The 12,726-nt window shown below is 30.9% G+C and carries 14 protein-coding genes and 2 tRNA genes; 4 read left to right on the top strand and 12 right to left on the bottom strand.

Going from position 1 to position 12,726, the window contains the following annotated elements; translation table 11 throughout:
• Positions 1 to 2: 2 nt before the first annotated feature.
• Positions 3 to 1,088, top strand: coding sequence for a glycosyltransferase family 4 protein (locus tag G6N05_RS05135; protein WP_166125510.1), 1,086 nt, complete (start codon positions 3 to 5; stop codon positions 1,086 to 1,088).
• Here the strand turns inward: G6N05_RS05135 and G6N05_RS05130 are convergent.
• The 6 genes from G6N05_RS05130 to ruvC all read right to left on the bottom strand — a co-directional run bounded on the left by G6N05_RS05130 (position 1,083) and on the right by ruvC (position 6,763).
• Entirely contained in the window at positions 1,083 to 1,448 is a 366-nt protein-coding gene (locus tag G6N05_RS05130; protein ID WP_166125509.1) for an MmcQ/YjbR family DNA-binding protein, read from the bottom strand. The genes G6N05_RS05135 and G6N05_RS05130 overlap by 6 nt on opposite strands.
• Positions 1,449 to 1,560: 112 nt before the next feature.
• A complete protein-coding gene (locus G6N05_RS05125; RefSeq protein WP_166125508.1) occupies positions 1,561 to 1,932 on the bottom strand; it encodes a four helix bundle protein in 372 nt (123 codons plus the stop codon).
• A 20-nt stretch (positions 1,933 to 1,952) separates the two neighbouring features.
• Positions 1,953 to 2,726: a cyclase family protein gene (locus tag G6N05_RS05120; RefSeq protein WP_166125507.1), complete on the bottom strand. Its 774-nt coding sequence runs from the start codon at positions 2,724 to 2,726 to the stop codon at positions 1,953 to 1,955.
• Positions 2,727 to 2,814: 88 nt separating this feature from the next.
• Positions 2,815 to 3,948, bottom strand: coding sequence for a radical SAM family heme chaperone HemW (gene hemW / locus G6N05_RS05115; protein WP_166125506.1), 1,134 nt, complete (start codon positions 3,946 to 3,948; stop codon positions 2,815 to 2,817).
• A gap of 62 nt (positions 3,949 to 4,010) precedes the next feature.
• Complete coding sequence (locus tag G6N05_RS05110; RefSeq protein ID WP_166125505.1) at positions 4,011 to 6,137, bottom strand: erythromycin esterase family protein; 2,127 nt, start codon at positions 6,135 to 6,137, stop codon at positions 4,011 to 4,013.
• A 71-nt stretch (positions 6,138 to 6,208) separates the two neighbouring features.
• On the bottom strand, positions 6,209 to 6,763 hold the full coding sequence (gene ruvC / locus G6N05_RS05105; RefSeq protein ID WP_166125504.1) for a crossover junction endodeoxyribonuclease RuvC: 555 nt from the start codon (positions 6,761 to 6,763) through the stop codon (positions 6,209 to 6,211).
• Between the two features lie 53 nt (positions 6,764 to 6,816).
• Here ruvC and G6N05_RS05100 point away from each other — a divergent pair, with 53 nt between their 5' ends.
• Both G6N05_RS05100 and G6N05_RS05095 read left to right on the top strand, forming a co-directional pair.
• A complete protein-coding gene (locus tag G6N05_RS05100; protein WP_166125503.1) occupies positions 6,817 to 7,755 on the top strand; it encodes a lysylphosphatidylglycerol synthase domain-containing protein in 939 nt (312 codons plus the stop codon).
• A 77-nt stretch (positions 7,756 to 7,832) separates the two neighbouring features.
• Positions 7,833 to 8,861 carry a glycosyltransferase family 2 protein gene (locus G6N05_RS05095; protein WP_225875128.1) on the top strand — a complete coding sequence of 343 codons (1,029 nt, stop codon included), beginning with the start codon at positions 7,833 to 7,835 and terminating at the stop codon, positions 8,859 to 8,861.
• 37 nt (positions 8,862 to 8,898) lie between these two features.
• Here the strand turns inward: G6N05_RS05095 and G6N05_RS05090 are convergent, their stop codons facing one another.
• On the bottom strand, positions 8,899 to 9,369 hold the full coding sequence (locus G6N05_RS05090; RefSeq protein WP_166125501.1) for a hypothetical protein: 471 nt from the start codon (positions 9,367 to 9,369) through the stop codon (positions 8,899 to 8,901).
• A gap of 40 nt (positions 9,370 to 9,409) precedes the next feature.
• Here G6N05_RS05090 and G6N05_RS05085 point away from each other — a divergent pair, with 40 nt between their 5' ends.
• Positions 9,410 to 9,913 carry a DUF456 domain-containing protein gene (locus tag G6N05_RS05085; RefSeq protein WP_166125500.1) on the top strand — a complete coding sequence of 168 codons (504 nt, stop codon included), beginning with the start codon at positions 9,410 to 9,412 and terminating at the stop codon, positions 9,911 to 9,913.
• A 47-nt stretch (positions 9,914 to 9,960) separates the two neighbouring features.
• Here G6N05_RS05085 and G6N05_RS05080 read toward each other — a convergent pair.
• From G6N05_RS05080 to G6N05_RS05060, 5 genes are all read right to left on the bottom strand, one after another.
• Positions 9,961 to 10,034, bottom strand: a tRNA-Asp gene (locus G6N05_RS05080).
• Positions 10,035 to 10,492: 458 nt separating this feature from the next.
• Positions 10,493 to 10,566: transfer RNA gene (locus G6N05_RS05075), tRNA-Asp, on the bottom strand.
• Between the two features lie 86 nt (positions 10,567 to 10,652).
• Positions 10,653 to 11,579: a DUF58 domain-containing protein gene (locus tag G6N05_RS05070; RefSeq protein ID WP_166125499.1), complete on the bottom strand. Its 927-nt coding sequence runs from the start codon at positions 11,577 to 11,579 to the stop codon at positions 10,653 to 10,655.
• A 96-nt stretch (positions 11,580 to 11,675) separates the two neighbouring features.
• Positions 11,676 to 11,993: a thioredoxin gene (gene trxA, locus G6N05_RS05065; protein ID WP_166125498.1), complete on the bottom strand. Its 318-nt coding sequence runs from the start codon at positions 11,991 to 11,993 to the stop codon at positions 11,676 to 11,678.
• A 116-nt stretch (positions 11,994 to 12,109) separates the two neighbouring features.
• A complete protein-coding gene (locus tag G6N05_RS05060; RefSeq protein WP_166125497.1) occupies positions 12,110 to 12,682 on the bottom strand; it encodes a redoxin domain-containing protein in 573 nt (190 codons plus the stop codon).
• Positions 12,683 to 12,726 lie beyond the last annotated feature (44 nt).

Here is a 12,726-nt window from a genome sequence, read left to right as displayed (position 1 = left end):
GTATGGATCAAAATTTTACATTCGCCATTTTAGGAATCGTATCCTTTTTATTAGGAATCCTAATCATTCCAATGCTTAGAAAAATTGCTTACAAAGTAAACTTAACAGACAAACCTAATGCTAGAAAAGTACATGTCAAACCTGTACCATTAATTGGTGGAATAAGTATCGCTATTGTTCTAATTTGTGTACTTATGCTGTCTCCAAATTTCTTTGATATTGCAAAAAAATATTTAACCATTTTAAGTTGTGGATTCATTTTATTAATCGTTGGAGTAATAGATGATAAAACCGATTTAAATGCGAAATTAAAACTTGTAATTCAATTAAGTTTAGCTGCAATTGTTGTGCATTATGACACAAGAATCATGGGTTTTTATGGGTTTTTAGGAATTAATGAAATTCCAATATATTTACAATATTTGCTAACGATACTTATAATTACGGGTGTAGTTAATGCCTTTAATTTGATGGATGGTGTAGATGGATTAGTAGGTACTTTATCTTTTGTAGGATTCACAATGCTATTAATAACTTCGATATTTTTGAAAAACATCGAATTAGCAACAATATGTGTGGTTTTCATGGGATGTATTTTGAGCTTTTTAAGATACAATTTATCTAAAAAGAAAAAAATATTTATGGGAGATTCCGGCTCTCTTTTTATAGGATTTGTGCTAGTTACACTAGGAATAAACTTACTTGAAAATGAAAAAATTAATGCAAATCAACACTATAGTTATGTATTTTTACTTTTAATATCCTTCTTTTCAATTCCTGTTTTAGATTCCATACGAGTATATTTGGGAAGAATAAAAAATGGAAATTCTCCTTTTAAAGCAGACAAATCTCATTTACACCATCTGTTTTTATCTTTTGGAATAAATCATAAAAATATTTCACTTTTCATCATTACCATGTGTATGATTATGTTTTTTATAGGATTTGGTTTGATTTCTTTATTATCTATTACACTTATTGTTTTGTCGATAATAGTTACTTTCATACTATTCATTAAAATATTGTTGGCAATAAGAGATTTTAATTATTGGAAAAGCACCATTAAAAAATTAGAAGACTCGTTATAACGCCTGAATTTCAGCCTGAATTTTTTTAGTTAAACTACTAAAAACCAAATCATAAGAATCATTAATCAACTCACACATCATTGTATCATTCACATCCGAATGAAAATCAACCGTGTTCCAATGTTTTTTACTCATATGATAACCCGGAATAATGGCTTCATATTCTGCACGAAGTTCTTCTGCTTTGTCTGGATCGCATTTTAAATTTAGACTAGGTTCGTCTTTTTCCCATTGTTTTAAAGAAGTTAAGCAAAACATTTTTCCGCCCACTTTAAACACTAAAGTATCTTCATCAAAAGGGAAATGTTCGGTTACACCTTTTTTAGATAGGCAGAATTCGTATAGTTGTTGAATGTTCATATTTGAGTTGTGAGTTTAGAGTGGTTAGTTTGGAGTCATTTTATAGTTATTAGTAAAGAGTTTTTAGTTTGGAGTACCGAAACAACGGGATTAGTTAAAACCAAACATTTTCTTAAATTTTACTTGAACCAAATTTATCAGGATTATTCATCATATACCATATTAATTTTCCAATTTCTGTATTTAAAGCAGAAAGTTCATTGTATGTATCCAATTCTAAATATTTGCAAGCTAAAGCATAATCTAACCAAACTTGAGTTTCGGAATTTTCAGCTTCAGCATCTGTTAATTTACTGAAAAAGTTTTTAGGATATGTACGTTTTCTATAAGATTCTGTTATAGTTACTGTAACACTTCTTGAGCTTCTCCTAATTTGATCAGTCAAAGAATATTTTTCCTCTCTTGGAAACAATTTTGAAACCTCAAAAATTCTCATTGCTAAATCAAATGACTTTTTATAGGCTAATAAATCGGTGTGGTTCATAAAATTTTATTTTAACGCATTTACTCCAGACTAAAATCTCCAAACTCCAGACTGTATAAAACTGGCTTACTCGGACTAGCGTCATTTTCAAAAGAAGCGATTTGTAAATTCAACAAATACGTTCCATCTGCTACTGAATCGTCGACAAAAATCAATTCTGTAATCGTACAATCAAAACGGGCATCTTCATTCAATATTGTGGTATTTTTCACATTCCAAAACGCTTTGTGCGCCAATAATTTTCCTTCGTCTTCTTCCCTATCCACACTTGGCAAATCGATTAGCAAATGTTTAATTCCGATTTCTCGAATAAAAACTGCCGCTTCTTCTAATAAATACGGCGGATTCGTATGCGAATAGTTTTTAGATTTTTTATCCGAAATATTTGGAATCGTACGAATGATTATCGCTTCAGGAGTTTTTCCATTCAGCGACTTTTCAATTTGACTTTTCGTAATCACGAAATCATCCTTTCTTTTTTCAGGTTGAATCGAAACGACTTCTGCCATGAAAAAAAACTGTTTCAAACACTGATTAATAGAATAAAACGCTGTAGTAATATGTCCTAAACACTCGGTATGTGTGCCATGTCCGTGCGGATTGAAAAATATATTGTTGAAATTCGTAGAACTTCCTTCTGAAACTTTTCCTATCCAATTGTCAAAAGTCACGGGTTCAATTACAGGTTTTTCAATATACCAAGCAATTGGATTTGCATCGGTGTTGGATAATGGTAAAGAAATATCAATGGGTTTTGATAAATCGATGTTAAAATCTTTATATGTTATATTCATAGGTACACAGATTTAGGGATTTAGCAGATTTATTTTCAAGCAAAAGAACAAATGTAAATCCTAAAAATCTGTTCAATCTGCGTTCCCATCAATCCAAATTTAATAAAAATAAGTCGGAAGCAATACCATCACTCAAAAATTTTCCTTTTTTGGTGGTTTTTAAAACATTGTTTTCGATTTCCAACAAATTATCTGAAATGAATTTTTCTGATTGTTTCTGTAAATAATCTAAATATTTGGTTCCGAATTCCGTTTCGATTCTTTCTAAAGAAACACCCCAAATAGTTCGTAAACCGGTCATAATGTATTCGTTATACTGATCAGTTTTGGATAAAGTTTCGGTCTCTGAAGGTAACTTATTTTCTGCGATTGCTTTCAAATACAAAGAATTATTGGCGATATTCCAACTTCTACTTTCACCATTATAACTGTGAGCTGACGGACCAATTCCTATGTACTTTTTACCCAACCAATAGGCCGTGTTATTTTTTGAAAAGTAATCTGGTTGACCAAAATTAGACAATTCGTAATGTACAAATCCTTTTTCTTGTAATTTTTCGATTAAAATATGGAAATGTTGTTGCGCTAAATCGTCATCTAATTTAGGAACTGTTCCAACTTTTATCATTTTATCTAAAGCCGTTTTTGGTTCCACAGTTAACGCATAACTGGAAATGTGCGGAATATTAAAACTTAGCGCCGTTTCAATATTTTGCAACCATTTTTCGTTACTCATATCAGGCATTCCGTAAATTAAATCTATGGAAATATTATCGAAATGTTGTGTGGCAAATTCTAAACATTTTTTAGCTTCCACCGAATTATGTGCACGATTCATCAATTGTAAATCGTTTTCAAAAAACGATTGCACACCAATTGATAATCGGTTTATTGGCGAATTCGCATAGTGAAGAATCGTTTCTTCATCCAAATCATCCGGATTTGCTTCTAAGGTTATTTCTGGATTCTCAACCACTTGATACTGCTTGTAAACCGTATCAATCAAAAATCGTATATCGTCAATCGTCAATACACTTGGAGTTCCTCCACCAAAATAGATAGTTTCAATCGTTTCGTTTTGAGATTCGTTTTTACGTAATTCTATTTCTTTCGCTAACGCCAAAACCATTTCGTCTTTCTTCTTCATAGAAGTTGAAAAATGAAAATCGCAGTAATGACAAGCTTGCTTGCAAAATGGGATGTGGATGTAGATTCCTGACATTTTAATTAATTTTCAATGTTCAATTTAACGATGTGCCAATAAAAAAGCAAAGACATACTAACTTATTTTTTTACTTCAAATAAAAGCACTTCGTTATTTGTTTTAATTATGCTTGGGTTAGAAATATTAAAATTATTCCAAGTTGATGTTGTTACAATTTCATAATCTGCTTTTTCAGCAGAATCATTATATAAATTTCCAGATATAATATTTGCAGCATTTTTAATAAAATACAAGTTATTTTCTTTTACAAATTCAGTTATTGTGGTTTCGTTTACATATTCTTTGTTTGTATATTTTACTAAATTATTTTTTAAAACATAACCTACTCGGAACGAATCTGGAAAATCTGTTACTTGCCAATTTTCAATAATTTTCACAATAGCGTTATCCGATTTATTAATATAAATATATCCCGAATAATTACTTAAATAAACGCGCCTTGTGAATGTAGAATGATTTCGTGGAGAAGAAAACTGAATGACAAAAACTTCTTCATTGTTTATTTTTGTTGTTCCTTCAATGCTTAATAGAAACTTTTTAAACTTGTTTGTTTTTAAAAAAGGAGCATATTGAATTGGACTATTATACATAAAACCATAATATTCTTTAAAACTTTCCGTTTCAAAATTTTGATTTACCTTCCATTTTGTTTCCAATACTTTTTTCGTGTTTCTAAAATCGCGATTTACATATCCTAAATCGTATTGTTGAGCCGAAACATCTGCATCAACACAAGTCGTATCCGCAACTTTTATCAAAATATTAGTTTTTAAATCCGAACTAAATCCTTTATTTGGATAATTTTTATCAAAACTTCCAATAGCCTTTTTTAGAATTTGATAAGGTGTGTTTTTACTGTAAATAACAACTTCTTCAATGTAGGTTTCGTTTGGCCTATCCTTAATATTTAAGTTTATAGAAGTTTTATTTTTTACAATTTCTTTTTCTTCAACTGTATCAAGATTTACATCTTCATACTCATCAATAGTTACCAAAGTGGCTATAGGAAAATACAGATAACCATCATGAAATTCACTCAATTTTCCTTCGATAAATGTTATCGGGCTAAAAAGTCTGTTTTCTTTTATCTTATCTACTTCAATTTGATTAGCAGAAACAAACACATGATTATTCTTAAACTGTTTTTTCAAAACATCCTCAAAAGAACCTTCCTTAATTGGAGTACTATGCCATTTATTTTGAAGAAAAATAGAATCTTTAGCTGTTATTGCCGCCAAACTATACATTTTTTCTTGTAAAGCAGTTTTAACATAAGAACCCATTGGAACAAAATCTTCAATAATAGGCGTTTTTACAGACTTCAAATTGTTAGCAAAATGCAGATTGGCACCCCAACAAATAATTTTTGCTTCAGGATTTTGTTTTACATAAGCCAATAAATTTTCAGCCATTTGCTTATCTCTAATATTGTCTATACCTGTACAATTGAAAGCACTTGTGAAATTTTGACGCGTAAAAGCATCTTCACCTAATGTTAATAATCCGTTTACAATTTGTGTCCAATAAAAATTTTCTTCTGAGTTTTTTTGCTGACTTAATTTTTGCTTCAATTTGTTTAATTCTGAAGAAAAATTTTGATACGAAATATCGCTTTCGTCGAACATGCTAGAATTGGAAATAGATTCTAAAAGCAAATTAAAATCTTCCTTGTTCAATTTTATAGTGTGATTTATACTTTTTGAATAGCTAAATAAATCATTTGATAAATTTACAGTACCATTTACACTTGTAATTTGATGGTCAAATCCGAAAAGCTTTAAATTTCCTTTATTGTTTTCAAAAAACGTGACAAAACTTTGAAACTCTTTTCTTTTTCCCCACATAGAAAACAACGAATTCCTAAAAACTTGTTTACAATTTGCACCTTCTTTAATATCTTCTTGTGCTTTCCATAAATCGTAAATTCCAGATTCAAATGCAATTACATTGAAACCCATATGCTCAACCAAATATTTTACAATTTCGGTTTTGGTTTCAAAAACATTGCCATCAAAATGACTGATTTCACCAAGCATTACAACTTGAACATCTTTTAATTCTTCTTGCAAAAAACTAAAATCCTTAGAAATGGGTGGATCCGATAAAATTATACTTTTTGAAATGGTGTTTTGTGAAAAGAGTACAAAACTGAAAAATAGTAAAAAAAGAGAAAGTGTTTTTTTCATTTGAAAATGATTTATTAGAACTAATAACTTCCATTCTAAAAAATTATTGTGCCAAATTTTTAATGTTCTTTTTATTTTTTCACTCTCGTTTCATTCTGTTTCACAAAAGCGTCCCAACCTGAATAGCTTGTGGTTCCAACCACTTTTCCTGTATTGAAAAAATGACAAACCGCGGCAGCTAAACCATCTGTAGAATCGAGGTTTTTAGGTAATGTTTTTAGACCTAATAACTGTTGCAACATTTTCGCCACTTGTTCTTTACTGGCGTTTCCGTTTCCAGTAATGGCCATTTTTATTTTCTTAGGCTCGTATTCTGTAATTGGAATATCTCGCGATAAACCTGCTGCCATCGCCACACCTTGCGCTCTTCCTAATTTCAACATCGATTGTACGTTTTTACCGAAAAATGGTGCTTCAATGGCAATTTCATCTGGATGATAGGTGTCGATTAGCTCAATAGTTCGTTCAAAAATACGTTTCAACTTCATATAATGATCGTCCATTTTATTGAGTTGCAATTCGTTTAACTGAATAAACTCCATTTTTTTATTCACGACACGAATAAGTCCGAAACCCATAATTGTAGTTCCAGGATCGATGCCGAGTATGATGCGTTCGTTTGACAAAATTTTTGTTTCAGGTTTAAGGTTTCAAGTTCAAAGTTTTGTTTCTTTGCAAAATGATTTCAAACAAAACTAAACAATATCTCACACTTATAATAAAACTGGTCATTGTTTTTGGCGCCTTTTATTTTATTTACGACAAATTAGCGCACGATGATAAACTGAGTTGGAAACAATTTTCAGATATTTTACAACATAAATTTACTATTGCTTGGATACTTTTCATGTTGTGCTTTAGTGTTTTGAATCGTTTTTTAGAGATTTTGAAGTGGAAGAATTTAGTTTTAGTGATGGAGAAAATCTCTTTATTCACAGCTACCAAACAAGTTTTAGCAGGCGTTACTGCAGGTTTATTTACACCAAACGGAATTGGAGAATATGCAGGAAAGGCTTTGTATTACCCAAAAACAGAAACCAAACGCGTGTTGTTTTTGAACTTGATTTGCAACGGCATTCAAATGGTTTTGAGCATTATTTTTGGTTTGATTGGTTTGCTATATTTAGGTTACACCATGTACTTTTTCATTTTACTTGGAATTGGATTTTTAATTTTAACTTTTCTATTTTTAACGAAGAATGCGAATATTAAAGGTTATTCCATTGCTTTGTTTTTAGAAAAAATTAGCGAAATTCCGAAGAAAATTCATCAGAAAAATATTTTATTAGCCATTGCCAGATATCTTACTTTTTCGCACCAATATTACTTTTTGTTTTTATTATTTGGAATCGAAATTGACTACTTCACTTTGATGGCAACCATTACTGCTGTGTATTTTATTGCGAGTTCGTTACCTTCTTTTCAATTTTTAGATTTTGTAGTGAAAGGCGGCGTGGCTATTTGGTTTTTCGATAAATTGAACATCGACGAATATGTTGTTTTATTTATTAGTACTTTTATGTGGTTGTTAAATGTGGTACTCCCGGTTGTTATTGGAAGTTATTTTGTGTTGATTTATAAAACGCGAGAAACTGCCACGAAGAAACAAAGTCACTAAGTTTTATGATTTTATTTGCGCTACTTTTATTCCTTTATGCGGCTTTGATTACTCAATTGGCTTTTGGCATTTCGAAAATGAATAAGCAAAACACAATAGAATCTTCTTCACCAAAAACTACTTTTTCGATAATTATTCCTTTTCGAAATGAGGCTGAGAATTTACCGATACTTTTAAATTCGATAGAGAAATTGAAATATCCGAAGGAACTATTTGAAGTGATTTTAGTAGATGATGAATCGAATGATAGCTGGAAGTTGGAAGATGGAAGATGGAAGATAAAAGTTCTAGTAATTCCAAACCAAAGAAAAAGCAATTCTCCAAAAAAAGATGCGATTGAAACTGCGATACAAATAGCGAAATACAATTGGATTGTGACTACAGATGCCGATTGTGAAATTCCTGAAAATTGGTTACAGGTTTTTGATGCAAAAATTCAAGAAACGAATGCTAAAATGTGTATTGGTTCTGTTGGTTATGTAGCTGAAAGTGGATTTTTACACGATTTTCAAAATAATGATTTTTTGAGTTTACAAGGTGTAACCGCTGGAAGTTTTGGTATTCAAAAACCGTTTATGTGTAATGGGGCGAATTTCGCTTATGAAAAAAATTTCTTTAAAGACTTAAACGGATTTAAAGGCAACAATAATTTGGCGAGTGGTGATGACGTGTTTTTATTACAAAAAGCATTAAAAGCTGCTCCAGAAAAAATTGCTTATTTAGGTAATTTGAATATCGTTTTTACAAAAAGTTGCGATTCTTGGAACGCCTTAATCCATCAAAGAGTGCGATGGGCAAGTAAAACTTCAGCTTACGCAAATTGGTATCCGAAAATTTTAGGAAGTATTGTCTTTTTGACTAATTTAAGTGGATTACTTTTGTTGGCAGCTCCTTTTTATCAATTCGAATTAATACAATTAACTGCTTATTTTTGGATATTGAAATACGGAATTGATTTTATGTTTTTGAAATTTAGTGCTTCTTATTTTAGATTGCCATTCAAAAACTATTTGTCCAGTTTTATAGTTTATCCTTTTTTTACCGTTTTAGTTGTTGTAAAAGCGCTATTCGGGAAATTTGAATGGAAAGAGAGACAGTTTAATTAAGAGCCAAGTTAAAAGTAAAAAGATAAAAGTATTTTTTTTACTTCTTTAAAACTACTGGCATTTGAAATTCTGTTTTTACAGGTACACCTCTTTTTATAGCTGGGTTGATTTTTGGAAAATCGATTAATCGCAATTGAAAAATACTGTCTAATTGTGGTTTGTTATACGCAATTGAATCTGAAATTATAGGTTCGAAATTCAAATCAGAATTAGAAGAAATAATCACTTTTACTTGAATCGTATCTAATTGCGGAAACAATTTAGCGATGCTATCGTCTTTTAATTTCGAATGTAATTGCATAGAAAGCGTTTCGTAAAAACAACTTTGCTGACTGTCTTTTTCCGTTATCGAATCGCATTCTGAAAAAGAGGGGAATTCGTCTACTTGCTCCCAATTGATTTTTTTGAGTTCTTGTTCTAACAACACCTTTTCATCGGGCACTTTCTTATCGAAAAACTGGCACGATTGTAGTGAGAGTATCAGGAATAAAGCAATTACTTTGTTCATTTATTTTTTTATACTTTTAGATTTTCAAAAATACACTTTTATGGAATATATTGTATTGATTTTAGGAATTTGTTTACTTATTGGTGGAATTATTGGCAGTATTTTACCTGCTTTGCCAGGTTTACCATTATCTTGGCTTGGATTATTGTGTTTATTTTTTATTCCTGGAATAGAAACCAACTATTGGTTATTAGGAATTACATTAGTGATTACAATAATTCTAAGCATTCTTGATTATATCATTCCGGCCAAAGGAACGAAAATGTTTGGAGGAACCAGTTACGGGATTTGGGGAACGAATATCGGCTTAGTAGTTGGAATCTTTTTACCTATTCCTTTCGCTTTTTTAATTTGTCCATTTTTAGGTGCTTTTATCGGAGAACTTATCTATAACTCTCAAGATAAAAAAAGAGCTTTAAAAGCAGCATTTGGCTCTTTTTTAGGCTTTTTAGCCGGAACTTTCATGAAAGTGTTTTATGCCTTGGTTTTATTTGGAATTTTTATTTGGTTAGTTGTGAAAAACTATGAAATTTGGGTGAAATAAATTAGAAAAAATAAAAAAAGCTCTTCAAAACTGAAGAGCTTTTTTTGCGGTCTGGACGGGACTCGAACCCGCGACCCCCTGCGTGACAGGCAGGTATTCTAACCAACTGAACTACCAAACCGTTGCTGTAATGCGATGCAAAGATATAAATATATTACTTAAAAAAAAACAAATAAATCCCATATTACACAAATAAAAACGCAATTTAACACCATCAAACTGATTATCAGAAACCCACAAAACTGGTGAGTGAACAAATAAAAATTAATAACGCTAAAATAAAAGCATTTAGAAGTAAAACAAGTACAGTGTAGAGCTTAAAATTTTTCTTTATTACATCACTAATTTACACATGAAAACAAAAAAACGAAGGATATAATACTTGATTTTTGAAATATTTAAAAAGACAGGAAATTGTATAAAATCAAAAAAGCCTTCCAAAAATGGAAAGCTTTTCATTGGTCTAACTACTAAACCTTTCCCGATCTCTCGGATAAACAACACAACTGAGTTCATCTTGAAACCTCAAGATATTTGGGCAAAAAAGCACTTCGTTTCTGAAGTGCTTCCCAAATTTTGCGGTCTGGACGGGACTCGAACCCGCGACCCCCTGCGTGACAGGCAGGTATTCTAACCAACTGAACTACCAAACCGTTGCTGTAATGCGAGTGCAAATATACTACAGTTTTTGAAACCTGCAAATGTTTTGCTAAAAAATATTATAAGTTTTTTTAAGTTTTTAGCCAAACTCCTGTTTTTCAACTAAATATGTAGTTATAATTTTTTCAAAATTTTCATCAACTGGAACTGGAACATACTTAATTTTATAAGCAGAACAGGTATTAGAAATGTTTTCGAAATAGTTTTTCACTACTTTTTCGTAACTTTCTTTCATGTTTTCAGCAAATAAATTGACTTCTTCACCTGTTTCTACATCAATAAACTTGCGTGGTGTGTTATCAAAATTGAAATTTAACTCTGTTTTTTTATCATAAACGTGAAACAAAACCACTTTATGTTTGTTGTGCTTTAAGTGTTGTAAGGCTTTAAAAAGCTTCTCATTATCCTCACCAATAAACATATCCGTAAACAAAACAATCATAGAACGACGGTGTACCTTTTCAGCAATTTGATGTAAAAAAGTAACTGTGTCCGTTTTTTTTGATTCTTTTGGATGATTTAATATTGTTTCGAATTGATTTAAAATCATTCTGTGGTGGCGTTCACTACCTTTTTCTGAAGCGTAATATTCGTACGAATCAGAATAAACTGAAACTCCGACCGCATCACGTTGTTTTTTAAGCAAGTTCATTAAAACCGCCGAAGCCAATATTGAAAACCCAATTTTACTTTCAGAAAACAACTGATTGTCTTTCAATTTCGGGTAATGCATGGAAGAAGAATTATCTATAATTAAATGACAACGTAAATTGGTTTCTTCTTCGTATTTCTTTGTGTATAATCTGTCGGTTTTGGCAAACAACTTCCAATCGATATGCTTGGTACTTTCTCCTTGATTGTAAATTTTGTGTTCGGCAAATTCTGCAGAAAAACCATGAAACGGACTTTTATGCATACCAGAAATAAAACCTTCGACGATTTGATTGGCCAAAAGTTCTAAATTTTTAAACTGTGATATTTTTTCAAGTTGCGATTCTAAATTCATATCGTAAATATATAGTTTTATTCTTGAAGTTAAAAAAGTTGCATAAAAAAAGGCTCAACTTTCATTGAACCTTTTAAATATTTATCTACTTAGCTATTATAACAAAGCGTCAATAGCGTCTGTGTACGTTTTCTTTGGCGCTACACCAACTTGTCTTCCAACTACTTCTCCATTTTGGAAAACCAATACAGTTGGAATGTTTCTAACTCCGTATTTAGCAGCAAATTCTTGATTAGCATCTACATCTACTTTTCCAACAACTGCTTTTCCTTCGTATTCTGTAGCTACTTCATCAATAACTGGTCCAACCATTCTACATGGTCCACACCAAGCTGCCCAAAAATCTACTACTACTGGTTTATCTGATTTCAATACTACTTCTTCAAAAGTAGCATCTGTGATTGCTAATGCCATATTTTTTTATTTAGTTTTTTAATACTTAACTATTGTAATGCGAAAGTAGAAAATATATTTAAGGTGTGAAAAAAAATATGATTTCTTTTAACTATTAAGTGATTAGAAAAATCAATTTATAAGTTTTTTAACACTGATAACAATAAATCACCCTTCAATCTTTTTGAATAGTTCGGATTGATGTATAGGAATTCAATTTCTCTATTTTCATTTAAAACGTAAACAGTTGGAACTGGCAAAAAACCTGGGTTTTTACCTTCAGAATATTTTTCTAATTTAGGTTTTTCTCTTTTAAAAGCAATTCCTAAAGCTTGTGAAAATTTTCCATCACTGTCTGAAAAAAGCTGGTAATTTAATTTATCTTCTGTTGTTGTTTCTTTTAAAAATTTAGGAGAATCCGGACTAACCGCCACAATTTGATATCCCATTTCAATAATTTGACTTTCAATTTCTTGCATTTCCATTAATTGTGCGTTACAATAGGGACACCAACCCCCTCGATACAGAATCAAAACGGTTTTCTCATTAAAAATTTCAGTTGTTGACACTAATTTATCATCAACTGAAATTAAATCTTGTTTCGGAATTTTTTCTCCAATTAATAAAGGCGAAATATCTTCTGCTGTTTCAGCAATTTGCGCCGAAGCAAATGATGTTATGGCTAAAAAAATAAAAAGTAACTTTTTCATAATTCTTGTTTTTAAATGATTGTACAAATTTAGTGCCGATAAAA

This window comes from Flavobacterium bernardetii, assembly GCF_011305415.1.
Taxonomy (GTDB): domain Bacteria; phylum Bacteroidota; class Bacteroidia; order Flavobacteriales; family Flavobacteriaceae; genus Flavobacterium; species Flavobacterium bernardetii.
The sequence above is the reverse complement of the archived record's forward strand: the minus strand, read 5'-3'. Positions and strand labels throughout refer to the sequence as shown.

Excerpts from the sequence above, each read along its gene's own strand:
- hemW (WP_166125506.1), bottom strand. The coding sequence starts at position 3,948 with ATGTCAGGAATCTACATCCACATCCCATTTTGCAAGCAAGCTTGTCAT.
- G6N05_RS05085 (WP_166125500.1), top strand. The coding sequence starts at position 9,410 with ATGGAATATATTGTATTGATTTTAGGAATTTGTTTACTTATTGGTGGA.
- G6N05_RS05110 (WP_166125505.1), bottom strand. The coding sequence starts at position 6,137 with ATGAAAAAAACACTTTCTCTTTTTTTACTATTTTTCAGTTTTGTACTC.
- G6N05_RS05090 (WP_166125501.1), bottom strand. The coding sequence starts at position 9,369 with ATGAACAAAGTAATTGCTTTATTCCTGATACTCTCACTACAATCGTGC.
- G6N05_RS05095 (WP_225875128.1), top strand. The coding sequence starts at position 7,833 with ATGAATAAGCAAAACACAATAGAATCTTCTTCACCAAAAACTACTTTT.
- G6N05_RS05060 (WP_166125497.1), bottom strand. The coding sequence starts at position 12,682 with ATGAAAAAGTTACTTTTTATTTTTTTAGCCATAACATCATTTGCTTCG.
- trxA (WP_166125498.1), bottom strand. The coding sequence starts at position 11,993 with ATGGCATTAGCAATCACAGATGCTACTTTTGAAGAAGTAGTATTGAAA.
- G6N05_RS05120 (WP_166125507.1), bottom strand. The coding sequence starts at position 2,726 with ATGAATATAACATATAAAGATTTTAACATCGATTTATCAAAACCCATT.
- G6N05_RS05135 (WP_166125510.1), top strand. The coding sequence starts at position 3 with ATGGATCAAAATTTTACATTCGCCATTTTAGGAATCGTATCCTTTTTA.
- G6N05_RS05125 (WP_166125508.1), bottom strand. The coding sequence starts at position 1,932 with ATGAACCACACCGATTTATTAGCCTATAAAAAGTCATTTGATTTAGCA.
- G6N05_RS05130 (WP_166125509.1), bottom strand. The coding sequence starts at position 1,448 with ATGAACATTCAACAACTATACGAATTCTGCCTATCTAAAAAAGGTGTA.
- G6N05_RS05070 (WP_166125499.1), bottom strand. The coding sequence starts at position 11,579 with ATGAATTTAGAATCGCAACTTGAAAAAATATCACAGTTTAAAAATTTA.
- G6N05_RS05100 (WP_166125503.1), top strand. The coding sequence starts at position 6,817 with ATGATTTCAAACAAAACTAAACAATATCTCACACTTATAATAAAACTG.